This is a genomic window from Bradyrhizobium sp. LA6.1 (assembly GCF_040547805.1).
Taxonomy (GTDB): domain Bacteria; phylum Pseudomonadota; class Alphaproteobacteria; order Rhizobiales; family Xanthobacteraceae; genus Bradyrhizobium; species Bradyrhizobium barranii.
This window is the reverse complement of the sequence record NZ_JBEPQK010000006.1, coordinates 169,673-193,126: the sequence shown is the minus strand read 5'-3', so window position 1 is coordinate 193,126 and position 23,454 is coordinate 169,673. Positions and strand designations below refer to the sequence as shown.

The 23,454-nt window shown below is 63.6% G+C and carries 24 protein-coding genes; 21 read left to right on the top strand and 3 right to left on the bottom strand.

Going from position 1 to position 23,454, the window contains the following annotated elements; all coding sequences use genetic code 11:
- The 3 genes from ABIB99_RS17715 to ABIB99_RS17705 are packed head-to-tail and all read left to right on the top strand — an operon-like array spanning window position 1 to window position 3,118.
- The gene (locus ABIB99_RS17715; protein ID WP_354176835.1) at window positions 1-2,052 is read left to right on the top strand and encodes an FUSC family protein; all 2,052 of its coding nucleotides are present in this window, start codon (window positions 1-3) and stop codon (window positions 2,050-2,052) included.
- A complete protein-coding gene (locus ABIB99_RS17710; RefSeq protein ID WP_071915038.1) occupies window positions 2,049-2,255 on the top strand; it encodes a DUF1656 domain-containing protein in 207 nt (68 codons plus the stop codon). Before ABIB99_RS17715 ends, ABIB99_RS17710 begins: the two co-directional genes overlap by 4 nt.
- Complete coding sequence (locus ABIB99_RS17705) at window positions 2,252-3,118, top strand: efflux RND transporter periplasmic adaptor subunit (protein ID WP_063983918.1); 867 nt, start codon at window positions 2,252-2,254, stop codon at window positions 3,116-3,118. Before ABIB99_RS17710 ends, ABIB99_RS17705 begins: the two co-directional genes overlap by 4 nt.
- A 660-nt stretch (window positions 3,119-3,778) precedes the next feature.
- Here the strand turns inward: ABIB99_RS17705 and ABIB99_RS17700 are convergent.
- A complete protein-coding gene (locus tag ABIB99_RS17700; protein ID WP_135214400.1) occupies window positions 3,779-4,990 on the bottom strand; it encodes an acyl-CoA dehydrogenase family protein in 1,212 nt (403 codons plus the stop codon).
- A gap of 568 nt (window positions 4,991-5,558) precedes the next feature.
- Here ABIB99_RS17700 and ABIB99_RS17695 point away from each other — a divergent pair.
- From ABIB99_RS17695 to ABIB99_RS17680, 4 genes are read left to right on the top strand one after another with little or no spacing between them, the layout of a single operon-like run.
- On the top strand, window positions 5,559-6,287 hold the full coding sequence (locus ABIB99_RS17695) for an outer membrane protein (protein ID WP_354176834.1): 729 nt from the start codon (window positions 5,559-5,561) through the stop codon (window positions 6,285-6,287).
- A gap of 51 nt (window positions 6,288-6,338) precedes the next feature.
- Window positions 6,339-6,848, top strand: a complete 510-nt coding sequence (locus ABIB99_RS17690) for a porin (protein WP_354176833.1) — start codon at window positions 6,339-6,341, stop codon at window positions 6,846-6,848.
- On the top strand, window positions 6,845-7,660 hold the full coding sequence (locus ABIB99_RS17685; protein ID WP_354176832.1) for an outer membrane protein: 816 nt from the start codon (window positions 6,845-6,847) through the stop codon (window positions 7,658-7,660). Before ABIB99_RS17690 ends, ABIB99_RS17685 begins: the two co-directional genes overlap by 4 nt.
- Before the next feature lie 31 nt (window positions 7,661-7,691).
- Window positions 7,692-8,225 carry a porin gene (locus ABIB99_RS17680; protein ID WP_354176830.1) on the top strand — a complete coding sequence of 178 codons (534 nt, stop codon included), beginning with the start codon at window positions 7,692-7,694 and terminating at the stop codon, window positions 8,223-8,225.
- 83 nt (window positions 8,226-8,308) lie between these two features.
- On the opposite strand, the gene ABIB99_RS17675 is transcribed toward ABIB99_RS17680, so the two are convergent.
- Window positions 8,309-9,418, bottom strand: coding sequence for a glycoside hydrolase family 172 protein (locus tag ABIB99_RS17675; RefSeq protein WP_354176829.1), 1,110 nt, complete (start codon window positions 9,416-9,418; stop codon window positions 8,309-8,311).
- Window positions 9,419-9,510: 92 nt separating this feature from the next.
- Window positions 9,511-11,136, bottom strand: a complete 1,626-nt coding sequence (locus ABIB99_RS17670; protein WP_354176828.1) for a long-chain fatty acid--CoA ligase — start codon at window positions 11,134-11,136, stop codon at window positions 9,511-9,513.
- Between the two features lie 163 nt (window positions 11,137-11,299).
- On the opposite strand from ABIB99_RS17670, the gene ABIB99_RS17665 reads away from it, so the two are divergent.
- From ABIB99_RS17665 to ABIB99_RS17600, 14 genes are all read left to right on the top strand, one after another.
- Window positions 11,300-13,162 carry a flavin-containing monooxygenase gene (locus ABIB99_RS17665; RefSeq protein ID WP_063983912.1) on the top strand — a complete coding sequence of 621 codons (1,863 nt, stop codon included), beginning with the start codon at window positions 11,300-11,302 and terminating at the stop codon, window positions 13,160-13,162.
- Window positions 13,159-13,965, top strand: coding sequence for a shikimate dehydrogenase family protein (locus ABIB99_RS17660; RefSeq protein ID WP_354176826.1), 807 nt, complete (start codon window positions 13,159-13,161; stop codon window positions 13,963-13,965). Before ABIB99_RS17665 ends, ABIB99_RS17660 begins: the two co-directional genes overlap by 4 nt.
- Before the next feature lie 119 nt (window positions 13,966-14,084).
- Entirely contained in the window at window positions 14,085-14,918 is an 834-nt protein-coding gene (locus tag ABIB99_RS17655) for a lytic murein transglycosylase (RefSeq protein WP_354176824.1), read from the top strand.
- Window positions 14,919-15,023: 105 nt separating this feature from the next.
- Window positions 15,024-15,245, top strand: a complete 222-nt coding sequence (locus ABIB99_RS17650) for a hypothetical protein (protein ID WP_028146622.1) — start codon at window positions 15,024-15,026, stop codon at window positions 15,243-15,245.
- A gap of 12 nt (window positions 15,246-15,257) precedes the next feature.
- On the top strand, window positions 15,258-15,680 hold the full coding sequence (locus ABIB99_RS17645; protein ID WP_063983909.1) for a hypothetical protein: 423 nt from the start codon (window positions 15,258-15,260) through the stop codon (window positions 15,678-15,680).
- 387 nt (window positions 15,681-16,067) lie between these two features.
- Window positions 16,068-16,514 (top strand): MaoC family dehydratase, encoded by a 447-nt coding sequence (locus tag ABIB99_RS17640; RefSeq protein ID WP_014496047.1) that lies wholly within the window; start codon window positions 16,068-16,070, stop codon window positions 16,512-16,514.
- 99 nt (window positions 16,515-16,613) lie between these two features.
- Complete coding sequence (locus tag ABIB99_RS17635; RefSeq protein ID WP_166352411.1) at window positions 16,614-17,126, top strand: hypothetical protein; 513 nt, start codon at window positions 16,614-16,616, stop codon at window positions 17,124-17,126.
- A gap of 289 nt (window positions 17,127-17,415) precedes the next feature.
- Entirely contained in the window at window positions 17,416-18,573 is a 1,158-nt protein-coding gene (locus ABIB99_RS17630; RefSeq protein WP_354177100.1) for a helix-turn-helix transcriptional regulator, read from the top strand.
- 222 nt (window positions 18,574-18,795) lie between these two features.
- Window positions 18,796-19,770 (top strand): helix-turn-helix transcriptional regulator, encoded by a 975-nt coding sequence (locus tag ABIB99_RS17625; RefSeq protein WP_135214390.1) that lies wholly within the window; start codon window positions 18,796-18,798, stop codon window positions 19,768-19,770.
- Window positions 19,771-19,904: 134 nt separating this feature from the next.
- Window positions 19,905-20,153, top strand: a complete 249-nt coding sequence (locus ABIB99_RS17620) for a DUF6894 family protein (protein WP_282518163.1) — start codon at window positions 19,905-19,907, stop codon at window positions 20,151-20,153.
- Between the two features lie 55 nt (window positions 20,154-20,208).
- A complete protein-coding gene (locus ABIB99_RS17615; protein ID WP_354176822.1) occupies window positions 20,209-20,355 on the top strand; it encodes a hypothetical protein in 147 nt (48 codons plus the stop codon).
- A gap of 144 nt (window positions 20,356-20,499) precedes the next feature.
- Window positions 20,500-21,618, top strand: a complete 1,119-nt coding sequence (locus ABIB99_RS17610) for a helix-turn-helix transcriptional regulator (RefSeq protein ID WP_354176821.1) — start codon at window positions 20,500-20,502, stop codon at window positions 21,616-21,618.
- 108 nt (window positions 21,619-21,726) lie between these two features.
- Window positions 21,727-22,845 (top strand): helix-turn-helix transcriptional regulator, encoded by a 1,119-nt coding sequence (locus ABIB99_RS17605; RefSeq protein WP_354176820.1) that lies wholly within the window; start codon window positions 21,727-21,729, stop codon window positions 22,843-22,845.
- Window positions 22,846-23,076: 231 nt separating this feature from the next.
- On the top strand, window positions 23,077-23,334 hold the full coding sequence (locus ABIB99_RS17600) for a hypothetical protein (RefSeq protein WP_354176819.1): 258 nt from the start codon (window positions 23,077-23,079) through the stop codon (window positions 23,332-23,334).
- Window positions 23,335-23,454: the final 120 nt, after the last annotated feature.

The window sequence follows — 23,454 nt, the reverse complement described above, 5'->3', positions numbered from 1 at the left end:
ATGCGTGCGCAAGAGCCGTTCCTGGTCCGCCACGCGGACGTCATTTTTGCGTTGAAGACGTTTGCCGCGTCGATGCTGGCGCTCGTCATCGCCTTCGCCATGGACCTGCCGCGGCCCTATTGGGCGATGGCGACCGTCTACATCACCTCGCAGCCGCTGGCGGGCGCGACCAGCTCAAAAGCGTTCTTCCGCGTCATGGGCACGCTGGTCGGCGCCACCATGACGGTGGCGCTGGTGCCGAACCTGATCGATGCGCCGGAATTGCTTTGCCTCGCGATCGCGCTCTGGGTCGGGCTCTGCCTCTATCTGTCGCTGCTCGATGGCACGCCGCGCAGCTACGTCTTCATGCTGGCGGGATACACGGTCGCATTGATCGGGTTTCCCTCCGTCTCCGAGCCTGGCGCCATCTTCGATACCGCCATTGCGCGGGTGGAGGAGATTTCCCTCGGCATCATCTGCGCGAGCCTCGTCTCCACCATCATCTTTCCCCGCAGCGTCGCGCCGGCCGTTGCCAACCGCGTCGACGCCTGGATGTCGGATGCGCAGCGCCTGAGCCAGGCGGTGCTGCTTCGTCAGGGAACGAGTGAAACGCGCCGCGGCAGGCGACTCAAGCTTGCGACCGACATCGTCGAGATCGACACGCTTTCCACCCATCTCGCGTATGACCGGCTGACCGATCGCAATGTGGTGACTGGCCTCGGCGAGATCCGGCTGCGCATGCTGATGCTGTTGCCGGTGATCGCCTCGCTGGAGGATCGGCTGGCAGCGCTGGGGGAAGAGGCGATGCGCCGGCAGCCCGAGCTGAAGCGGCTGCTGGAGGATCTTGCGCAATGGATTGCGAGCGATGTCGGCGCGCGGCAACCGGCCGAGCCGATCCGCGCCATGATTGCAGAGCGACAGGCGGTGCTCGATGACAGCGCCTCATGGGAGCGGATCATCACCACGAGTCTGCTGTTGCGGCTGCGCGAGCTGGTCGACCTCTCGCGCGACTGCCACGTGCTCAGCGAGGCCATCGCCGAGAGCCGCAATGTTTCGACGCTCGATCTGGCCTTCCGTTCCGAGGCCGGTGCCGCGCCGGTGCGCCATCGCGACCGCGGCCTTGCCTTGTGGTCGGCGGCCGGCGCGGCCACGGCCATCCTGATCTGCTGCGCGTTCTGGATCGGGACCGGCTGGCCGGACGGCGCCTCGGCGCCGATGATGGCGGCGGTCGCATGCTCCTTCTTTGCCGCGCAGGACGAGCCCGCACGTTTCATCCGCAGTTTCGGCCTGTGGTCGCTGGTCGCCATCGTGGTCGTCGCGATCTATCTGTTCGCGCTGGTGCCCGCGATCTCTCATATCGAGGTTCTGATCGTCGCGCTGGCGCCGACCTTCCTGCTCTACGGCTTCCTGATCGGACGGCCGGCAACGGCGGGAACAGGCATGGCGCTCGCGGCCAACACGGCCACGCTGCTGGCGCTGCAATCGACCTACAGCGCGGATTTCGCATCCTATGCCAATTCCGCGGTCGCCTTCTTCGTCGGCGTCGTCATCGCCGAGCTCGTGACGCGGATCGCGCGCGGGGTCGGCGCCGAGTGGATCGCCAATCGCCTGGTGCTATCGAGCTGGAAGACGCTCGCGGTCGCTGCCGAGCGCCGTGGCAAGCATGATCGGGCAGAGTTTGCGGGCCTCATGCTGCACCGTCTGGGCCTTCTGGTGCAGCGGATCGCCTTCCTCTCCGAGAGCGATCGCCACGATGCCGACAGCCTCGTGCAGCTTCGAATCGGGATCAATATCATCGACCTGCGCCGCGCCCGCTATGGGCTTGCCGCAACCACCATTGCCGTCATCGACGACATGCTTGATCAGCTCGCGATCGCTTGCCGCAGCCATGCCGGTGGAGGAATGCCGACCGAGCTGTTGACCAGCGTCGATCGGGCGCTGGCCAAGGCGGTGACGGATTCCAATGACCGCGCGCGCGAAGACGCTCTGATCGGCCTCGTCGGCATCCGCCGCGGCCTGTTCCCGGACGCACCGGCCTACCGGCCGCGTATAGGCGCGAGTGTTGCCGCATGAGATACGTGATCGACATCTATGGCGTGCTCGTGCCGGCGTTGCTGCTGTGGATCATCGTCGCCTATGCGCTGAGCGCGGTGCTGCGCCGGCTGTTGCAGCGCTTCGATCTCTACCGGCTGGTCTGGCACCGCGCGCTGTTCGATTTCGCGATTTTCGTCTGTCTTCTCGGCGGCGTCGTCTATCTCTCGGAGTTTTTGCCATGAAGGGGAATTTCGCCTGGTTTGGCCGCCTTGCGCTGACCGTTCTCGCCGTCGTCGCCGCGCTCGCGGTCGGCCGTGAACTTTGGGTCTATTACATGGAGCAGCCCTGGACCCGCGACGGCCGCGTCCGCGCCGACGTGGTGCAGGTCGCGCCTGACGTCTCCGGGTTCGTCACGGAGGTGCTGGTCAAGGACAACCAGAAAGTCCATCGCGGCGATGTGCTGTTCCGGATTGATCGCGAACGTTTCGCGCTGGCCTTGCGGCAAGCCGATGCATCGGTCGCGGGTCATCAGGCCACGCTCGACCAGGCCAATTCCGATTTGAAGCGCTACAGCGCGCTGACCACCGATGCGGTATCGCAGCAGAAGCAGGAGCAGGTGTTGGCCACCCAGCTCCAGGCCAAGGCGGCGTTCGATCAGGCCGTCGCCGACCGCGCGGTCGCCCAGCTCAACCTCGATCGCAGCGAGGTCCACGCCTCCGTGAACGGTGTCATCACCAACATGGATCTGCGTCCCGGCGCTTACGTCACGGCCGGCAAGGGCGTGATGGCGCTGGTCGACACGGATACGTTGCACGTGGAGGGTTATTTCGAAGAGACAAAGCTCGCGCGCATCCGCACCGGCGACAAGGTGCGGGTCCGCCTGATGGGCGAAACGGTTACGCTGTCGGGCCATGTCGAGAGCATCGCCGCCGGCATCGAGGACCGCGACCGCGCTGAGGGCGCGAACCTGCTTGCCAATGTCAACCCGACCTTCAGCTGGGTGCGGCTCGCCCAGCGCGTCCCGGTGCGCATCGCGCTGGACAATGTCCCCGACACCATCTCGCTCGTCGCCGGCCGCTCTGCGACGGTAGAGGTATTGGACTAACGCAGCGGGTCCATGGATCGCGCCTGGCTTGGGGAAAACCGCCAACAGGCGTTTCAATGCCAAATCGCAGGGCTAATCCTGACGCGCTTGTGTGAGTCGGGGGACCGTATGGGCGTTTGGTTCTTAGTCCTGGCAGCTTGCGTCGTCGGCGCGTTGCTCCTTTTGGCATTCTGCCGATAGAGCCGCGAGCGGACGCAAATGTTGCTGCGAAGCATCAGCCAGCCGTTGAATAGCGGTTCCAGACCGATGGTTTTTGACTGTGCATGGATGACCGCGTTCACTTCCGGGATCGGAGGCGGACATGAGCTGGTTGTTTGTGTTTCTCATTGCCGCGAGCGCAGTCGTTCTGATCGCCCATGCGATTGACGCGATGCGTTCCTGATACTGCCTGCGACTCGGTTTCGTCGGTAGCTAGGTAACCGACGAAATTGTTCCGAGGCGGGCGAGTGTCAATTTGAGGAACCCGGTCCTGCAGGCCAAGGTTGTCACAGCAGGAGGAATACGATCATGCTTGCGTTCTATCTGCCGATCATCATTTTCGGAGCGATGCTCGAAGCGATTTCGAAGCAAAATGTCTCTGCACCCATCCAGGAGCCGCCAAGCATCGATTAGACTTCGACGCTCAGGCGTTCCGCTCGGGACTGACGAACCAGCGTCTGCTCAGGCATTCGAGTATTTCTTCAGCTCGAACCGCGCGATCTGGTTTCGGTGCACCTCATCCGGCCCATCGGCAAGCCGCAGCAGGCGCGCGGTCGCGTAGGCCTGGGTCAGACCGAAATCGTTCGAGGTGCCGCCGCCGCCGTGCGCCTGGATGGCCCAGTCGATGATCTGGCAGGCCATGTTGGGCACGGCGACCTTGATCATCGCGATCTCGGCCTTCGCGACCTTGTTGCCGACGGTGTCCATCGCATAGGCGGCGTTGAGCGTCAGCAGCCGGGCTTGCTCGATCATGATGCGGGCTTCCGCGATTCGCTCCTGCGTCACGGTCTGCTCCGAGACCGGCTTGCCGAAGGCGACGCGGCTGCGCACGCGGCGGCACATCTTTTCCAGCGTACGCTCGGCAAGGCCGATCAGCCGCATGCAGTGATGGATGCGGCCGGGGCCGAGGCGGCCCTGTGCGATCTCGAAGCCGCGGCCTTCGCCCAGCAGCATGTTCTCCTTGGGCACGCGCACATTGGTGAAGACGACCTCGGAAGCGCGGTCGGGCACGCCGTAGAAGCCGAACACGGGCAGCGGACGCTTGACCTCGATGCCCGGCGTGTCCATCGGCACCAGGATCATGGATTGCTGCTTGTGGCGGTCGGGATTGTCCGGATCGGTCTTGCCCATGAAGATGCAGATCTTGCAGCGCGGATCGGTCGCGTTGGTCGTGTACCATTTCCGCCCGTTGATGACGTAATGGTCGCCGTCGCGCACGATCGAGCTTTCGATGTTCGTCGCATCGGATGATGCGACCGCGGGCTCGGTCATGGCGAAGCAGGAGCGGATTTCGCCGGCGAGCAGCGGCTTCAGCCAGCGCTCCTTGTCCTTCTCCGTGCCATAGCGCTCCAGCACCTCCATGTTGCCGGTGTCGGGCGCCGAGCAGTTGAACACTTCGGGCGCCAGATGCGTGCGCCCCATCACCTCGCAGAGCGGGGCATATTCGAGATTGGTGAGACCCGCGCCGTGGCCGGACTCCGGCAGGAACAAATTCCAGAGACTTTCGGCGCGCGCCAGCGGCTTCAGCTCCTCGACGACCGGATAGACCTTCCACGGTCCGAGCTCCTCCGCTTCGCGATAGAAGCGCTCCTCGTTCGGATAGATGTGCCGGTCCATGAAACTTTCGAGCTTGCGCTTGAGTTCGACGACTTTGGGCGACATCGGGTAGAGCATCTGGACCTCCTGTAGATCAAGCAGCGCCTGCACGCGGGGCCGGCCTGCATCAGAATCGAGTCGACGATAGCGGCGCTTGCCTCATCGCATGTTCATCGGCGCGGCTCTGCGCAAATCGCGTCAGAGCTCACCTGTTGCGTAGCGATATTAACGTCCATTCATGCGTTGTCTTGCGTTTGTGCACCGAATGAGAAACGCGCGGGAAACAATCAGCAACTGTGACTTTGACGCGACTGGCAATCCGAAAGGTCGTGCCTAAGATCGGCCTCAATCAAAAGTGGGGGCAGCAGTCATGACAACACAAGGGGACTACGGAAGCACATCCTTACGGATCGCGCGCCCCTAGTTCGCCAGTCGATAGGACGCGGAGCGCATTGTCCTAGACTGCGCACGGGTTCTTCCAACAACCGATAGTTCGTCCCGTCGATCCGCAAGCTGCGCGGTCGCCGGTTTCGTTCGTTCAAAAGCAAGCAAGGGCTTGATCCAAACGTTGCGTCTCAAGACACAATCTAAAATAGAGAAATATAATAACACCAATCTTGAATTCGAAAAGGAAATGGACATCGACATGCACACGCAATCAGGACGTTCCGTAACTCACCGCATCAGACTCGCCGCCACCGTTGCAGCGGTGAGCGCGATTATCACTTCACCTGCTTTCGCCGGCGGTCCGCTGCCTGCACCCGTCGTCTCCTGGTCCGGATTCTACGCCGGTGTCCATGGCGGCTGGGGATGGGGGAAGTCGGAGTTTCGCGATCCCCTCAACAGCCCCGCCAACAATCCGTTCTTTGCCTCCTACAACGGACCGCTCGCGGGCGGGCAGCTCGGCTACAATTGGCAGCTGGGCAACTATGTCCTTGGTGCCGAGGTCGACGGCTCCTGGTCCTTCGTGAAGGGCAACACCAGCACCTCGCCCCTTCTCACGTCGAGCACCACCAACGGGGTCGGCTACACCGCCCTCGCGACCGCGACGGGCCGTGTCGGCTACGCATCGGGGCAATGGCTCGCCTATGCCAAGGGCGGTGCCGCCTATGCCCGCATGGAGCTCTCGTCGCGGTTCACCCCGGAGATCACCAACTACAACCGCGAACTGTTCGGTGCCGTTGGCGGCGTCGGCCTGGAAGTGGCCTTCCTGCGCAACGTCTCTGCCAAGGTCGAATACAACGCGATCTTTCTCCCCACCGAAACGCTGCATTGGGTGAGCCAGGACACGACCTCCGAGATCAAGCATTTCGTCCAGGTGGTGAAGGCCGGCATCAACGTCCGTTTCAACGGCGACGGCGGCCTCCCGCGTTAATTCCCCGGCACATCGAAACAACATTCAACAGAAATCCTCGGAGACAACATCATGTCCACCATGTCCAAGATCGCCGCAGTCGTCACCGCCGGCCTCGGCGCCACGATCGCCGCACCAAGCCACGCCGCCGCTCCAGTCGAGTACGTCAAGGTCTGCTCCTTGTACGGCGCCGGCTTCTTCTACATTCCGGGCACCGACACCTGCACCAACGCCAACCAGATCGCGACGAACCAGTTCGATCTCGCGCGTGCGCAGACCCGCGCTTCGACCGGTACCGCGATGGCTGCGTCGCTCGTCGCGCCGTGGCTTCCGACCGGCACCAACTACGCGGTCTCGACCCACTGGGCGACCTATGACGGCCAGCACGCCGCGGGCTTCTCGGGCCTGGTGCGGGTCTCCGGCAATTTCGTGTTCTCGGGCGGGTTCTCGCTCGGCCTCGACAAGGGAAGCCTCACGTCCAACACCAACCGGACGCAGACGGAATTCGGCACGGCGATCCCGGCGCAATCGTGGAGTGACGTCCGCGGCCTCGGCCGCGCGGGCTTCATGTACGCCTGGTGAAGCGCCCGAAACCTCATCCGATAAATCAATTCCGTATTTTGAAAGATCATCCCATGACAACCTCTCTCTCGCGATCGGCGCGCCGCTTGCTCTCACGTGCCGCTGCCGTCACGCCGATTCTCGCGGCCATGTCGCTCACTGTTACATCGGCGAACGCAGCCGACATGACCGTGAAGGCTCCGGTCGTCGCTCCGGTGCCGCTCTGGAACGGCTTCTACATTGGTGCTCATGGCGGTTATGGCATGGGCAGCAGCCGGCTTGTCGACCCGAGCTTCGCTTTCGCGCAGGATCGCTTCACGATGGACACGCGTGGCGCAATTGCAGGTGCGCAGGTCGGCGGCAATTGGCAGTTCGACAACATCGTGGTCGGTGCCGAACTCGATCTCTCCTGGGCGTCGATCAAGGGCAATCGGCCCTTTGATCCAGCGAACCCCATTTTGTCCGGCCTTGCGGTGTCGTACCAGGCACTGGCGACCGGCACTGGTCGCATCGGCTACGCGTTTGATGGCGTGCTGGTCTACGCCAAGGGCGGCGTTGCATGGGCCAATGTTGCCTACCAGGCCTTCGTCGGCACGCCCGTTCCAACCGACATAAACCACCAGCGGACCGGTTTGACCGGCGGCGTTGGCCTTGAATACGCGCTGACGAGCAATCTCTCGGCGCGACTGGAGTACGACTATCTGTACTTCGGTCCGGCCGCGATCGCGCTGAGCACACGGATCAGTACCCAAAACGTCGACCATGACCTGCACCTCGTGAAGCTCGGCGTGAACTACCGCTTCAACGGCGATGCCATCGTTGCTCGTTACTGAGCCGCGTCAACGTCACTGATTGGAGACAAACATGTGGAAGCAAATCAACGCGGCACGAGACGTCTTCCGACGTCACCTGCGCGCTATCCTTGCGACTGCCGCTCTGGTTCTGGCGATCCCGACGCCCGGCCGTGCTGCGGTCGAGTACGAAAAGATCTGCTCGATCTACGGTGCCAACTTCTTCTACATACCGGGTACTGACACCTGCGTGAACGCGGGGCAGACGGTGCAGAGCCAGTTCGATCTCGCACGCCAGATTACCCGTGCAGCGACGGGAACGGCCATGGCGACTTCGCTCGTCAATCCGTTCCTGCCCGACGGGACCAACTATGCGATCTCGACGCACTGGGCCGTCTTCGACGGGCAGCATGCCGCCGGTGTGGTTGGAATGATCAGGATCCAGGGAAACCTGTCACTGACGATGGGCATCGCGTTCGGTCTCGATCGCGGCAGCTTGACGTCCACGTCCAACCGGACCGCGACGGAGTTTGGCGTGGCGCTTCCGGCGCAGTCGTGGAGCGACGTGCGCGCCCTTGGACGCGTGGGGCTCCAGTATTCCTGGTAGCCGGCGCCGAACACGAAGGCGCCGCCCGGACGATCTTCACGACGTCCGGGCGGCGCAAATGCTGTGAGCGCAGGGAAGGGCGGCTAGCCGATTTCGAGATAGTCAGGATCAGCCAGCTTCGGGAAGGGCGGGGTCGGCAGCGTCTGGTACCAGAACGCGACCGAGGCGATGTCGTCCTGCAATGGAAGATACTTCGCCTCCTTGACGCCCGGCAGCCAGCCCAGCGCCTGGATCGTCACGCGCAGATCGGAACGGAAGCGCACGGGATCGGGGATGTGCCAGCGGTACAGGCCGAAGCGTTGCTGCGACTTGTAGGCCCCATCGGGACGGATCACCTGCGGCAGGCCGGCATAGGGCGTGGTGAATTCCTGGTAGCGGGATTGCCCCTGACCGGCATGCGCGACATAGGGATCGAAATTATAGGCGCCGCAGAAATAATCCTCGGTGCCGGTGCCGCAGATGGTCGGGAATGCACCGTCGCCGTCGATGAAGAACTTGATCTCGCCTTCGCCCCACCAGCCGTTGTTGTTGACGCCCCAGGCCATATAGGTGCCGACGTAGTGGCCCGCACCGCTGACGCCATCGAGGATGGTGTAGACCTCTTTGTACGGTAGCGTGTTGGTACGCCGGAACTGCGCATGGAAATAGGCGCAGTCCTCGGGCACCTCAGTGAGAGTGTAGTTGATCTGGTAGTAGACGGTGAGCTGCTCCTCGCTGCGGTTCTCCAGCGTGAAGCGCGCGCGCGTGCGGAACGGCATTTCCCAGTAGCAGTTGAACGCGCGGCCGGGATTGACGCAGACCGCGAGCGAGGACACCTGCGCGAACTCCTCCCATCCGCAGGCGAAGAAATCGCCGGCCGGGCATTCCACGCTTGGCAGCATTTGGTCGTCCCAGTAGATGCGCAGGATCGAATGGCGCAGGCGCCCGCGCGCCAGCGTCATCCAGATCTGCTGGATCGCGCCCTGGCCCTGAATGTCGGCGAGCGTAAAGGTAGCGCCGGGCTCGATGACGACATAGGGCGAGATCTTCCAGCCCTGGCCGAGATCGCGGGCCTGGCGTGCGGCGGGTCCGTCGACGGACATGCCGCCCTTGCCCTTCTCGCCGGTGAAATTCTCGGGGCTGATCGAGCGCGTCTGCGCATTCGACAGGCGCGACAGATTGCCGAGATGCAGGCCCAATCCGGAAAACGCCATGCTGTCCTCTATCCCTGGAGTTAGCGACACCTCGATATATCGCCGTCGAATCTACCAAAAGATGAAGACCGCGCACGCAGGGTGCGCGTACTTCAGACGACGCGGTACTCCCTGAACTTCTCGCGCAGCGCGGATTTGAGCACCTTGCCGGTGCCGGTCATCGGAAATTCGTCCAGGAATTCGACGGCGTCGGGCATCCACCAACTCGCAATCTTCGGGCGCATGTGGTCGAGCAAGGTCTTGCCGTCCACGGTCGCGCCCTTCTTGCGGACGACGAGGAGCAGCGGACGCTCCTGCCATTTCTCATGGTTGATCGCGACTACCGCGGCTTGCAGCACGTCGGGGTGGGACAAGGCGACGTCCTCGAGCTGGATCGAGGAGATCCATTCGCCGCCGGACTTGATCACGTCCTTGGAGCGATCGGTCAGCGTGACGTGGCCTTGGCTGTCGATCACCGCCATGTCGCCGGTGATCAGCCAACCATCACGGTCGAGGCCTTCGTCGAGCTTCATGTAGCCCGAGGCGACCCACGGCCCGCGTGCTCGCAGATGTCCGACGGTCTTGCCGTCGCGCGGCAGCTCGTTGCCGCCGTCGTCGACGATGCGCAAGGATGTGCCGAAGCAGGCGCGGCCCGACACCTGGCGCCGGTCAAATTTCTCCTTGTCGCCGAGATGCTCGGAGCCGGGCCGCAAGCCCGGCATCGAGCAGCCCAGGGCTTCGGTCATACCCCAGGCCTGGACGTAGTCGATGTCATAGTCGCGCTTGAGCTTCTCGACCATCGCGCGCGGCGGCGCCGAGCCGGACGACAGCGTCGCGCGCAGGGTCGAGAATTTATTGCCGGTGCGCCCCAGCCAGTCGAGCAGGATCAGCCAGAAGCTCGGCACGCCGGCGGAGAGCGTCACCTTCTCGCCTTCGAGCAGCTCATAGAGCTTGTCGGGCTCATAGTTGCGGCCGGGCAGCACCAGCTTTGATCCCGTGTAAGGCGCGGTGAACGGCATGTTCCAGCCGTTGCCGTGGAAGAGCGGCGCCATCGGCATCATGACTTCGCGTACGCCTTCGAGATGTCCCGGCAGGAAGTCGAAATTGCAGCAGGTCATGGTCTGCAGGATGGCGGCGCGGTGCGAGTAGATCACGCCCTTGGGGTTGCCCGTCGTGCCCGACGTGTAGCAGATGGTGGAGGCGGATTTTTCGTCGAACTCCGGCCAGGCGAAGCCGGCGTCGTTCTCGCTGGCGAGGAGATCCTCATAGCAATGCACGTTCGCAAGCCTGGTCTCCGGCATCCGCTCGCGCGAGGACATCACGACATAGGCCTCGATCGTCTTCAGTTGCGGCGCGATCGCCTCGACCAGCGGCAGCGTGGCGCGGTCGATGAACAGCAGCCGGTCCTCGGCGTGGTTGATGATGTAGACGAGCTGCTCGGGGAACAGCCGCGGATTGATGGTGTGCAGCACATAGCCCATGCCGGGCGCGGCATAGAACATCTCGAAATGCCGGTGCGTATTCCAGGCCAGGGTGCCGACGCGGTCGCCTTGCTTCATGCCGAGCCGCTTCAGAGCCAGCGCCATGCGCTTGATGCGTGGATGGGCGTCGGCGTAGGTGTAGCGATGGATGTCGCCCTCGATCTCGCGCGCGACGATCTCGGCTTCGCCGTGATAGTCCGCGGCATACTGGATCAGGCCGCTGATCAGGAGCGGCATATCCATCATCAATCCCTGCATGGTCTCCTCCGCGGCCACGTCGTTGCGTGGCATATGTTGTGATTTGCGCGTGAGGTTAGCGGAACGTCACGGGACGTTCACGCAAAAAGCGATGGACGCGATTGCATGCGTCACTTTTTCGGGGCTAACTGATCCGAAGCAGCGTCCGCCGTGGAGGAAATCGATGTCAGCGGAAAGACACAAGACCGGTGCAGCCGGCGAATCTACGGTCGATATTTCCGCACTCCGCGCGCGCTATCGCGACGAGCGCGACCGGCGTTTGCGCGCCGAGGGCAAGGCGCAATATGTCGAGGTCGCAGGCGATTTCGGCCGCTATCTCGACGATCCCTGGGCCGATCCCGGATTTGCGCGCGCAGCTGTCAGCGAACAGACCGAAGTTCTCATAGTCGGCGGCGGCTTCGGCGGTCTGCTCTGCGGCGCGCGCCTGCGCGAGGCCGGCATCGAGGATTTTCGTATCGTGGAAAAGGCCGCCGATTTCGGCGGCACCTGGTACTGGAATCGTTATCCCGGTGCGGCCTGCGATACCGAGAGCTACATCTATCTGCCGCTGCTGGAAGAGACCGGCTACATGCCGGTGCGCAAATATGCGCGCGCGCCCGAGATCTACGAGCATTCCCGCCGCATCGGCCGTCACTTCGGCCTCTACGAGCGCGCGCTGTTTCAGACGATCATCTCGCGGATGGAATGGCAGGAGCAGGAGGGTTGCTGGCTGGTCGAGACCGATCGTGGCGATCGCATCCGCGCACGCTTCGTCATTCTCGCCGGGGGCCCGCTGAGCCGTCCGAAGCTGCCGGGTATTCCCGGCATCGAGACCTTCAAGGGCCACAGCTTCCACACCAGCCGCTGGGACTATGGCTACACCGGCGGCACGGCTGAAGGCGGTCTCACCGGTCTGGCCGACAAGCGCGTCGGCATCATCGGGACCGGCGCGACCGCCGTGCAATGCGTGCCGCATCTCGGCCGATCGGCGAAAGAGCTCTATGTCTTCCAGCGCACGCCATCGGCGATCGGCGTGCGCGACGACCGTCCGACGGACGCAAGCTGGGCGCAGAGCCTCGAGCCCGGCTGGCAGCGCGAGCGCATGGACAATTTCACTGCGGTCATCTCCGGCGAGCCGTTCGAACGGGATCTGGTGCAGGACGGCTGGACCGGCCTGCTTGGCGAGATCCTGCTGGCGCCGCGCCGCCAGCCGCAGCCGGTGACCTCGCTCGAAGAGGCGCTGAAGGTCATCGAGCAGGCCGACTACCGCAAGATGGAAGAGATCCGCGCGCGCGTCGATACCGTCGTGAAGGACGAAGCCGCCGCGGCGGCGCTCAAGCCCTGGTACAAGGCGTTCTGCAAACGCCCATGCTTCCACGACGAATATCTCGACACTTTCAATCGTCCCAACGTGCATCTGGTCGACACCAAAGGGCAGGGCGTCGAGCGGATCACCGAGAACGCCGTCGTGGTTGACGGCAAGGCCTATGAGCTCGACTGCCTGATCTATGCCAGCGGCTTCGAGGTCGGCACTGATTACGCCCGCCGCATGGGCTTCGAGGTTTACGGCCGTGACGGCGTGAGCCTGTCCGAGCGATGGCGCGATGGCGTCAAGACGCTGCATGGCTTCTACAGCCGTGGCTTCCCGAATTGCTTCCTGATCGTCACGGTGCAGGCCGGTCAGAGCGCCAATTTTCCGCACATCATCGACGAGCAGTCGCAGCACATCGCCTATGTGATCGCGGAGGCGCGCAAGCGCAAGGCGCGGACGCTGGAGCCGACGCTCGCCGCCGAGGACGCCTGGGTCGAGGAGGTCGTCAAGGCCGCGCTCGGCCGCCAGACCTATCTGGCCGAGTGCACGCCGGGCTACTACAACAACGAGGGCGTGTTCGATCCGATCGCGGCACGAAACAGCCAGTACTGGCGCGGGCCGGTGGCGTTCCTGCGGCTGCTCGACAAATGGCGCAAGGAAGGCAATCTGGATGGCCTGGAATTGACTGAGGGGACCGAGGCGGGCGGCTCTCAGGGTCCGGCTTCACCGGCATGATCCCGGGTCTATCAGGCGCGACGCGGCTCTACGTCATTGTCGGCGATCCCATCGCGCAGGTGCGCTCGCCGGCAGGCGTGACGGCCGCCTTCGCTGCGCGCGGCCATGACGGCATTCTCGTGCCGGTTCAGGTCGCGCCAGCGGATTTGCCGGATTTCCTCTCGGTGGCAACGCGGCTGAAGAACCTCGACGGCATCGTCGTGACCATCCCGCACAAATTTGCCTGCTATCAGGCCTGCGCCAGTGCGACCGAGCGCGCACATTTCCTGCGCACCGCGAACCTGATGCGCCGGCGCGCGGACGGTTCATGGCATGGCGACATGGTGGACGGCCTCGGCTTCGTCGGTGCGGCGCGGGCGAAGGGGATCGATCCCCGGGGCATGCGGGCGCTGCTCGTCGGCGCCGGCGGCGCAGGATCGGCGATCGCGCTTGCGCTGGTCGAGGCCGGCGTGAGCGATCTCGCGATTCACGACAGCGAGCCCGAGCGCCGCGACGCACTGATCGGCCGGCTCAACGGGCTCGGCAGAACGCCCGTGCAGGTCGGCACCGGGGATCCCGCGGGCTTCGATTTCGTCGCCAATGCGACACCCGCCGGGATGAAGGAGGGCGATCCGCTGCCGGTCGATGTCGCGCGGCTTGCGCCGACGGCCTATTGCGGCTGCGTCATCACAAAGCCCGAAGTCTCGCCCTTCGTCGCTGCCGCCCGCAGGATCGGCTGCGTGACCGGGACCGGTACGGACATGTACGAGCAGCACCAGGGCATCATGGTGGATTTCCTGCTCGGCCGCGACGGGGAAGGCTAGGCAGTCGTCCCGGTGTCAAGGCACAGGTTGCGCCGGATGGGGCTTGAGCGATCGGGGCCGACGTAGGATCATGGGCGCGCGCGAGCCGGTCGCGCACGTTTATGTGAGAGGACCAGGGAATGACCAAGGGCAGGACCGTTGCGACGGCCATGATCGGCGCTGCAGCGCTGCTTCTCTCGCTGGCGCCCATGTCCCTGATATCCATGGCCGAGGCCGCGCAATGCGGCAGCTCGCCGGCGGGCTTTGAGGCCTGGAAGCGCGAGTTCAGCGCGGAGGCGCAGGGCAAGGGCGTCGGCCAGACCGCGCTCGCGGCGCTGATGCAGACCAATTACGCCGGTGCCACGATTGCGGCCGACCGCGGCCAGCGCAGCTTCTCGCTGACGCTCGACCAGTTCCTCGCCAAGCGCGGCGCCACCACCATCGTCGCCAAGGGGCGGCAGCTCAAGCAATCGCAGGCCGCCTTGTTCGCCTCGATCCAGCAGCGCTACGGCGTCCCGCCCGGGCCGCTGATCGCGATCTGGGGCATGGAGACCGGTTTCGGCAGTCAGCGCGGCAACCAGAACATGCTGTCGTCGATCGCGACCCTTGCCTATGACTGCCGCCGTCCCGAATTCTTCACCGACCAGCTCTATGCCGCCCTCAAGCTGATCGACCGCGGCACGCTGTCCGGGGCGACCCGCGGCTCTATGCACGGCGAGGTCGGCCAGACCCAGTTCATGCCCAAGAACATCCTGGCCTATGGCACCGGTAATCTCGAGGTTGCCGCCAATGCGCTGAACTCGACGGCGAATTTCCTGAAAGCTCATGGCTGGCGCGCAGGAGCCGGTTACCAGCCGGGCGAACCGAATTTTGCCGCTATCGAGGCTTGGAATGCTGCCGGCGTCTATCAGAAGGCAATCGCCCTGATGGGACGGCAGATCGACGAGGGAGGAGGGGCGGCCGCGTTGCGTTGAGGCCGCATGAAGGCTCGGCCGCGCACGAGAAAGTTCTTGCGTTGAGGAACTGACGGCACGAGGTTTGCTTTGATCGGGGGCAGGGCTGGCATGAGGAGACTCAATATGGCTACCCAGATCGTGATGGACCAGACGGGCGACACGCGCCACGAGTTTGATCCTGACAATGCCGAAGCGCTGGCGCGAGCCGAACGGCGCTTTCGTGAGCTGACCGGAGCGGGCTTCACCGCCGCCTATCGTACTGGACCCGGTGAAGTCACCCGCATCAAGTCATTCGATCCGACCGCGCACGAAACGCTGTTCTATCCCCGCCTGGTCGGCGGTTGATCTGAGCTGCTCATGATCGCGGCAATTTGGCTCCGTGCGCCGGCGCGTGCGCGTCTGCATGCGCTGCGCGAGCTCTATCGGCGCTTCTTCGGCGAGAACACGCCGGATGCCCGCGGCCGCCGGCTTTTGGCCGAATGGCTGTCGCCGGCGCAGCGCGCGCAATTCGAGCAGCATCGGTATTTCGATGTCATCGGCTGCGATACCGGCAAAAGGTACCGCATCCACTACGGCACGGCCGCCAATGTCCATGAGATCGACGATGAGGGGCGTGCGGCGATGGGATGGTGCTTCGTCCCGTCAGGCTTTCTCGTGCCCGGCGACGTGATGCTGGCGCAGAAGGTCGCGCTCGAGACTGACGAGAACGCGGCAATCGCGCTCGCAAACCGGTTTCCGCCGGCCACGCACTCAGAGCACTTTTACCGGCGCCCGTTCTAGCGGCCGGAGGGCGTACAGATCAGGAGTGCTTGGTGCGGTAGGCATCCAAAGCATGTGCCGCGAAGACAGCTACGCTGCAAAGCGCGAGCACGGCTGAGATCAGCTCGATCATAGCTCATCCTCCCGTAGCGGCTGGGAGACGAGATTTTGGCAGCAGGCATAATCCAGGATGAGGTCGAGGAAGAATTGCATGGTGGCCGTCCCTGTATGATTTTGACAACCAGATAACCGGCAATCTGTTTCAGGCGTGTTTCGTCGTTTTGGGAAACGGGTTTCGCGGGGAACCCGGGGCTGGTTTGTGCACCGCAGACCCGCTACATCCCGCTCTGCTCAGTCCTTCAGCCGGGCCTTTCGGGTGGGCGGCAAGTCATATTGCGAGGCAAAATCATGGCGCAGGTCGAGTGGTTCGACGATCTCACCATCGGAATGCGGTTCAAATCCCCCGAGGTGCAAGTCACCGAAGCCGACATCAAGCGCTTTGCAGCCGAGTTCGATCCGCAGCCGATGCATCTCGACCACGAGGCCGCCAAGCAGACCTTGTTCAACGGCCTGGCTGCATCAGGATGGCACACCGCCGCGATCGCCATGAACCTCGCGATCCAGGCCCGCCCGTTCGGCCCGCATCCGCTGATCGGCGCGGGCGTCGACGGTCTGCGCTGGACCATCCCGGTACGGCCCAATGACCGCCTGCATCTGGTCGGCGAGGTCATGAGCCTGACGCCGTCGAAGTCGAAGCCGCAGGGCATCGCGCTGGTGAAATGGACCATGTTCAACCAGAACGGCGAGGAGGTTTACACCTTCACCCCGATCGCCATCATCCCCAGGCGGGTGTAGGGTCGGCGACGTCAGCATCGGCCAGGATCAGCCTCCTCGAGCCCTTGCGGGCCGCAGGCTGAGGTGGTCATCTCCGCGTGGGGAACGCTGGAGGCTGACATGAGACGATTCCTTCTTGCCGCTTTGCTGAGCGCGGGCGCCTTGGGCGCAGCCGTATCGAGCGCAGGGCCGGCGTTCGCGCAGCAATCCAGGGTCGGCGACTGGACCATCGAGAAGCGCGCGCAGGACACGCATTGCAATGCGAGCCGCGGCTACAAGGACAAGGAAGACGAGAACCGCAACTACGTCATCGTGATCACCTATTCCGAGAAGGCCATCGTGATCGTGATGATCTATGACGGTTGGGAGTGGGACAAGGTCGGCGAGATCCTCCGGGCCGACGTCGGCACCGATGACGCCGACATCATGAAGAAGGCGAAGTGGGAGGTCATGGACAAGACCACCGTGCGCGGCATCTTCGAATACGACCAGACGATCATGGATCGGCTGTCGAAGGCCAGGCGTCTCTCGCTCGATTTCGAGGACGATGACGAGGACAGCATCGAGATGCAGATCCCGCGCGCCGGCGAGGCGCTGGCCGCGCTGAAGTTCTGCGAGGAGAACCGGAAGTAAAGTGCTGCGCCGCGCACAGTGCGCGCGATCGAGCAAGCAGCGCGAGGGCGCGTGACCCACAGCACACAGCCCGCGCGCTGTTCGCTTTTATCCTAGTCTTTGGCGAAAACGTCCAAGCCGCACCCTGCGGTTGACGTTACGCAAGGACGATGTTCGATATTTTAGCATCTCGCTGCACTGCCTTTTCCACGCCGAAGGCGACGATTGACCGCTCCGTCGCCTCTGCCAATGTCCAATGCGCAAGCTCCCTTCGTCACCGGGGCCGCACGCCGATCGCATCGTCCTTCCGATGACGATCCTCCAGGCAAACCGGTTCTCGTCTCTCGTCGGCGAGATCTACGATGCTGCGGTCGATCCTGCGCTGCGCAGCGGCGCGCTGGAACAGGTTTCCCATTTCGTCGGCGGGTATGCCGCGACCATCCTGTCCCGCGATGCGGCAAGGCTCTCGATCGAGATTCACCAGCATTTTGGCACCGAATCCCGCTTTCGCCAGCTCTATCGCGACAGATATGTCGAGCAGGATCCTCTGCTCGATCGTCATCTCGCTTTTGCGGCCGGGCACGCCATCGGCGTGACCGATATCATGCCGCACGCGGACTTCGTGGCGACGAGCTTCTATCGCGAGTGGGTCGAGCCGCAGGGCGCGATCGACCTCGCGACCGTCGCGCTCGAGAGATCGGAAGCGCGCACCACGGTCTTGCAGGTGTTACGCCATCGATCCCGCGGAACCGTCGACGAGGCGATGCGCGAACGCATGCGGCTGCTCGCACCCCACATCCAGCGTTCCAGGATCATGGGCCGGCAGATCAGGGCGCGCTCGCACACCGTGGACGACCTTGCCGATGTGCTAGACGGCCTGAGCACGGCGATCTGCCTGCTCGACGCCGATGGCCGGGTCGTCCACTCCAACGCGGCGTGCCGGCAGCTGTTCGTCGATGCAAACCTGCTCGCGATGGTTGGCGACCGGATCGTGGCGCGTAACACTCAGACCGACAAATTATTCCGCGGCCTGTTCGAAGTTGTTGCGGATAGCGAAGCTCAGCCGGCTGGTCGCCGCCGCATCGAGCTCGCGACGTCGGCGGACGGTCAGCACTATCTCGTTCATGTCCTTCCGTTGAAGCGGGAGTGCAGCCTGCCGCGAGACGTCGCGGCCAGGGTGCTCCTCGTACAGAAGGCCGCGATGGTGCCATCGCTCGTGCCCGACGCCATTGCTGCGGCCTTCAGGCTGACGCGGTCCGAATTGCGCGTGCTGATGGCCATCGTCGAGGTCGGCGGCGTTCCCGATATCGCGGCAAAGCTCGGCATTGCCGAGACGACGGTGAAGACGCATCTCGGTCGCCTGTTCGAGAAGACCGGTGCCGGCAGGCAGGCAGATCTCGTGAAGATCGCCGCCGGCTTCACCGCGCCGTTTGTACAGCGAACGCGCCGCGACGATGACACCATGTGATTCATTTCACGGCGCGAGCCGCGCGGCGATGCAATCTCAATCCATTGTGATGAGCAGGATCGTCAGGTCCTCCGAACGTACGACGCGCGTCATTTGATACTTTCGTATATGACGCCACTTGAATGAGAAGGGCAGCGTGCGCCACGGAACAATGCGCGCCGGCACCGGACGCGGGAGACGACAGCGCGTGAGCGAGCTTGCCTGTCGGTTGGAGAAATTGCAGTGAGCGGCAAGGACGAATTTTCCATTCTCAATGTTTCGACGGACCACATTCCCGAAGACGAGCGTGTGCCGCTGCTGCGCGAATTCTATTGCCGCGGCGTGCTCAAGGCGGAGGTCGAGCCGACGGACGAAAAACCGTTCGCGGCGAGCCTCACATCCCATGGCTTGCCGGACGTCCAGCTGGTGATCGGCGGGCTGGTCGGAGCTCGGGTCATCCGTACCAAGCAACTGGTCGTCGACGGCAACGACAGCCTTGGCCTGATGATCAACCGATCCGGCATCGTCGAAGTATCTGCGCGAGGACGAGATCTGAGGCTTCATCCCGGTGACGCGGTTCTGACGAGCGCGGAGGACGCGACGATCTACGAACGCCTCTCGCTTGGAAATTGTCTGTCGCTGCGCGTGCCGCGGCGGGTGCTGGCGCCCATGATCGTGGACATCGACGACACCGTGATGCGAATCATTCCGGAGCGCGCCACCGGACTTCGCCTGCTGGTCGACTACGCGACGTCTCTGGTGCGCGAGCGCGCGTTCGCGGTGCCCGCATTGCGCCAGCTCGCCGTAGCACATCTCCATGATCTGATGGCGCGTGTTCTCGGCGCGACGGATGAGGTTCACGAGCTGGCCGGGCGCCGAGGCGTCCGGGCCGCGCGGCTGCGGAAGGTGAAGTCCTTCATCGTCAACAATTGCTGGCATCAGGACCTCTCGGTCGCGACCGTGGCGCAGGAATTCGGCGTGACCACACGTTATCTCCAGCGGCTGTTCGAAGCCGACGGCAAGACGTTCTCGTCCTTCCTGACCGGGCAGCGCCTCAAACGCGCCCATCGCATGCTGCGCGAGCCTGACTTCGCCGGGCGGCCGGTGAGCTCGATCGCCTACGACGTGGGCTTCGGCGATCTCTCTTATTTCAATCGTTGTTTCCGCCGGGCCTATGGCGCGACGCCCAGCGGCGTCAGGAGCGGCGAAGCGCTGTGACCGCGCGGTGCGCGGTTCGTGTGACCAGGCGGGTGCCTGTCGCAGTGCGCGTATTCGGCCGATTACGTCTTCTAAGCGCGCGGAGTAGAACGATGACGCTGCGTTTCGGACGGCGCCTGTAGTTGGAGTTGTGAATGCGCCGCTTCTTCTTTGATCTCCTGGTCGACAATGTCGTGAAGATCGATCCGGGCGGCATGGTCTTCGAGCAGGCCAGGGCCACGTTCGTCGTGGCCGACGAGATGGCGAGACATCTGTTCGTCTGGCGTGACGATCTGCGCGATCGCGACGCCTGGATCCGCGTCAGGGATGCCGGCGGACGAGAGGTCTATCGCGCCGCGGTCTGGTCAGAAAATTCTGAGAAGGTTGGCTGGGACCAGGCATGACTGTTCCGGCTTCACCTTCCGGGGCGGCAACGCCGACAACCGGTCGCGGCGCCAAGTGCTCAACAATGCTGCGGGGGCCGGCTTTGGCTTCGACTACCGCACCACCCAAAACGTGTCCGTGTTCGGCGCGGTCGAGGGCATGATGATGTCCGACCGGAGCCGCACCGGCACGGCGAAAGGGGGCGTTCGCGTCGCGTTCTGAGCCGGCATCAGCCCTGGCGGCTTGAACGCGATGCCCGCCGGCCGGGCCCCATCCGCCCGGCCGGCGCCTCCTCCGATCGGAGGACGTCGCATGCCGTGGTTATGGTATTCTTGGTGATATTGATCACTCAGGCCATTTATAGCCATGCATCGACCACCGAAGCTGCCCGAACTGGTCGAGTCCATCTATGACGCGGGGCTCGATCCTTCGCTGTGGAACCACGTTGTCGCCGGCGTTCGCGATTTCGTCGGCGGGCAGGCCTGCGGGCTGTTTTCCAAGGATTCGATCAGCAAATTCGGCGTCACTCATTATTATTGCGGGGCCGATCCGCGCTACATCCAACTCTATTCAGAGACTTATTCGAAGTTCGATCCGCTGACGGTGCTGCCGCCGCTTGGCGAGATCGTCAGCATCCCTGATCTCGTCAATTTCGATGAATACCGGAAAGGGCGCTTTTACCAGGAGTGGATGCAGCCGCAGGGTTGCAGCGACGCGGCCAACGTCGTGCTCGAGACATCGCATGCGAGCTGCCCCGTGATGATGACGGTGCTATCGGGCCGGCGCATGGTGGACCCAGCGATGAAGCATCGGCTTTCGCTGATTGTGCCGCACGCCAGCCGCGCGCTGCTGATCAACCGCGCCATCACCTCGCAACTGACACTGGCGACGGCGCTGGTGGATGTTCTGGACAATCTGGCGTCCGGCATCTTCCTGCTCGATGCCTTTTGCCGGGTGGTGCATGCGAATTCGGCCGGCCACGCCTTGTTTGCCGCCGCCGACGTGGTTCGGTCCGTTGCCGGGCAGCTCGTAACCAGCAGCGCGGAGGCCAACCAGACGCTACGCGAAGCGCTTGCGACCCGAACCGAAATCGGCCTGCTTGCCACAGGGGGCCATGCGATCCCGCTGCTTTCGCCGAGCGGCGAGCGTTATGTCGCGCACATCCTGCCGCTGTCGTCCGTGCTGCGAAATGGCAGCGAGGGGGTGGTCGATGCCGCCGGTGCGCTGCTCCTGCGCAAGGTGTCGCTTGGCGGGCAGTCCTATGGCGAGCTGATCGCACGGACCTTCGACCTCACGCCGGCCGAGCTGCGCGTGTTCCTGTCGATTGTCGAGGTCGGTGGCGTCCCGGAAACGGCGGCAGCGCTCGGTATCGCAGAAACCACGGCGAAGACGCATCTGCATCGGGTGTTCGCCAAGACCGGCGTTTCGCGTCAGGCCGATCTCGTCAAGCTCGCGGCCGGATTCTCCAATCCGCTCGTCAACTGATCGGTCAATCGCGGTCGGGGTTGAACCTTTTGCTCCCACGATAGACTCAATTGTGCCGCCGGGCATGACGAACATTTCGCGATCTCCAAGTCACCATTGGCTGTTCTGATGTCCCGACCTCCCAAACAGTCCGAGTTGATCGAGAATATATATGACGCGGGTCTCGACCCTGAGTTGTGGAGCGATGTTGTCGTCAAGCTCAATGTGTTCATCGGCAGCAAGGCTTGCGGGCTGATTTCGAAGGATCCGGTCAGCAAGTCCGGCGCGACGCATTATTACTGCGGTGTCGATCCGCACTACATCCAGCTCTATGCCGAGACCTACGCCCAGTACGATCCGCTGGCACGGCTGCCTCGCTATGGCGAGGTTCGTAACATCCCCGATCTCGTGAATTTCGACGAATATCGCCGCGGGCGGTTCTATCAGGAATGGCTGCGGCCCCAGGGCTGCGTCGATGTTGCCAGCGTGGTTCTGGAACAGTCGAAGTCGCCGTGTCCGATGCTGATCACCGTGATCCCCGGCAAGGGGATGCTCGATGCTGAGCAACGGGCGCGGATGCAATTCCTGGTTCCGCATGCGAGCCGGGCGCTGCTGATCAACCGGGCGATCGAGCGGAAGCAGCAGCGGGCGATCGCGCTCGCCGATGTCGTGGATCGGCTGAATGCCGGCGTCATCCTGCTCGATACGGCCTGCAACATCGTCCACAGCAATCCCGCCGCGGACATGTTGCTCGCCGCCGATGATGTCCTGCGGTCTGTCGCGGGCCGGCTGGCGGCACGATCTTCCGCGGCAAATTCGGCGCTGCGCGATATCTTCCGTGACGCAGGCGAGGTTGCCGTCGCGGCGGCCGCCGGGCGAAAGATTCCGCTGATGTCGCATGACGGCTCCTACTACGTCGCGCACGTCATCGCGCTGCCGTCGTTGTTGCGTGAGGGCGCGGCGGAGCGCACGTCGGCGGTCGGCGCCTTGTTCATCTGGAAGGCGGAACTCGACGGCCGCTCATGTGCCGGCCTCATCGACCGCGCGTTCGAGTTGACCCCTGCGGAGCTGAGGGTCATGCAATCGATCGTCGAGGTCGGCGGTGTGCCGGAGACGGCCGTGGCGCTCGGCATCGCGGAGACGACGGTGAAGACGCATCTGCATCGAGTGTTCGCGAAGACCGGCGTCTCGCGTCAGGCCGATCTCGTCAAGCTCGCGGCTGGATTCTCCAATCCGGTTCTGCACTGACGCGCTTTCCGAAGGCGCAGGCGAGTCGCTCCGGCTCGCGATAGGTTCAAACAGCAGCATCATTAGAAAGTTATCGCGGGTCGTTCGATCGAATGACGCGATTCTCCGCGCTCTCTTCTACGAGAACTCACGCGTTTTCTTGTTCGACGCGTTCGATCTTCGTGTGAAGCAACTCACAGCAAGCGGAAGTGAACCTCATCAATCTCTCGCACAAGTTGAGAGGAGATTGTCATGCCAAATGCGTCGCCAGCTCCGGCCGGCAAGTTCCGCGACATCGTCGCGCGCATCGGCGCGGCATTCCGCGCGCAGCGCGAGATTGACGCGAAGCGCGCGTTGCGGCGCTACAGCCATTTACTGGAGCAGTCGCATGAAACGTCGCGTTTGAATGAAATGATTCCCGTCTGCAATGAAGAGGATACTTTTGAAAATGCCAACAGAGTTGATCCGCGCGAGTGCGCGGCCGGCCGCACCCCGTTCGAACGCGCGTAACGTCAACATTGTCGCCGCCGCGCTGACGGCGGCGCTCGTCGCGCTTCAATTGGTCGGGCTGGCAATGCTGGAGCGTTCGCACGCGCAGCCGGTCGTTCGGCCTCTCCTGAATTCGCACGA

Excerpts from the sequence above, each read along its gene's own strand:
- ABIB99_RS17715 (WP_354176835.1), top strand. The coding sequence starts at position 1 with ATGCGTGCGCAAGAGCCGTTCCTGGTCCGCCACGCGGACGTCATTTTT.
- ABIB99_RS17710 (WP_071915038.1), top strand. The coding sequence starts at position 2,049 with ATGAGATACGTGATCGACATCTATGGCGTGCTCGTGCCGGCGTTGCTG.
- ABIB99_RS17705 (WP_063983918.1), top strand. The coding sequence starts at position 2,252 with ATGAAGGGGAATTTCGCCTGGTTTGGCCGCCTTGCGCTGACCGTTCTC.
- ABIB99_RS17700 (WP_135214400.1), bottom strand. The coding sequence starts at position 4,990 with ATGCTCTACCCGATGTCGCCCAAAGTCGTCGAACTCAAGCGCAAGCTC.
- ABIB99_RS17695 (WP_354176834.1), top strand. The coding sequence starts at position 5,559 with ATGCACACGCAATCAGGACGTTCCGTAACTCACCGCATCAGACTCGCC.
- ABIB99_RS17690 (WP_354176833.1), top strand. The coding sequence starts at position 6,339 with ATGTCCACCATGTCCAAGATCGCCGCAGTCGTCACCGCCGGCCTCGGC.
- ABIB99_RS17680 (WP_354176830.1), top strand. The coding sequence starts at position 7,692 with ATGTGGAAGCAAATCAACGCGGCACGAGACGTCTTCCGACGTCACCTG.
- ABIB99_RS17675 (WP_354176829.1), bottom strand. The coding sequence starts at position 9,418 with ATGGCGTTTTCCGGATTGGGCCTGCATCTCGGCAATCTGTCGCGCCTG.
- ABIB99_RS17670 (WP_354176828.1), bottom strand. The coding sequence starts at position 11,136 with ATGCAGGGATTGATGATGGATATGCCGCTCCTGATCAGCGGCCTGATC.
- ABIB99_RS17665 (WP_063983912.1), top strand. The coding sequence starts at position 11,300 with ATGTCAGCGGAAAGACACAAGACCGGTGCAGCCGGCGAATCTACGGTC.
- ABIB99_RS17660 (WP_354176826.1), top strand. The coding sequence starts at position 13,159 with ATGATCCCGGGTCTATCAGGCGCGACGCGGCTCTACGTCATTGTCGGC.
- ABIB99_RS17655 (WP_354176824.1), top strand. The coding sequence starts at position 14,085 with ATGACCAAGGGCAGGACCGTTGCGACGGCCATGATCGGCGCTGCAGCG.
- ABIB99_RS17650 (WP_028146622.1), top strand. The coding sequence starts at position 15,024 with ATGGCTACCCAGATCGTGATGGACCAGACGGGCGACACGCGCCACGAG.
- ABIB99_RS17645 (WP_063983909.1), top strand. The coding sequence starts at position 15,258 with ATGATCGCGGCAATTTGGCTCCGTGCGCCGGCGCGTGCGCGTCTGCAT.
- ABIB99_RS17640 (WP_014496047.1), top strand. The coding sequence starts at position 16,068 with ATGGCGCAGGTCGAGTGGTTCGACGATCTCACCATCGGAATGCGGTTC.
- ABIB99_RS17635 (WP_166352411.1), top strand. The coding sequence starts at position 16,614 with ATGAGACGATTCCTTCTTGCCGCTTTGCTGAGCGCGGGCGCCTTGGGC.
- ABIB99_RS17630 (WP_354177100.1), top strand. The coding sequence starts at position 17,416 with ATGACGATCCTCCAGGCAAACCGGTTCTCGTCTCTCGTCGGCGAGATC.
- ABIB99_RS17620 (WP_282518163.1), top strand. The coding sequence starts at position 19,905 with ATGCGCCGCTTCTTCTTTGATCTCCTGGTCGACAATGTCGTGAAGATC.
- ABIB99_RS17610 (WP_354176821.1), top strand. The coding sequence starts at position 20,500 with ATGCATCGACCACCGAAGCTGCCCGAACTGGTCGAGTCCATCTATGAC.
- ABIB99_RS17605 (WP_354176820.1), top strand. The coding sequence starts at position 21,727 with ATGTCCCGACCTCCCAAACAGTCCGAGTTGATCGAGAATATATATGAC.
- ABIB99_RS17600 (WP_354176819.1), top strand. The coding sequence starts at position 23,077 with ATGCCAAATGCGTCGCCAGCTCCGGCCGGCAAGTTCCGCGACATCGTC.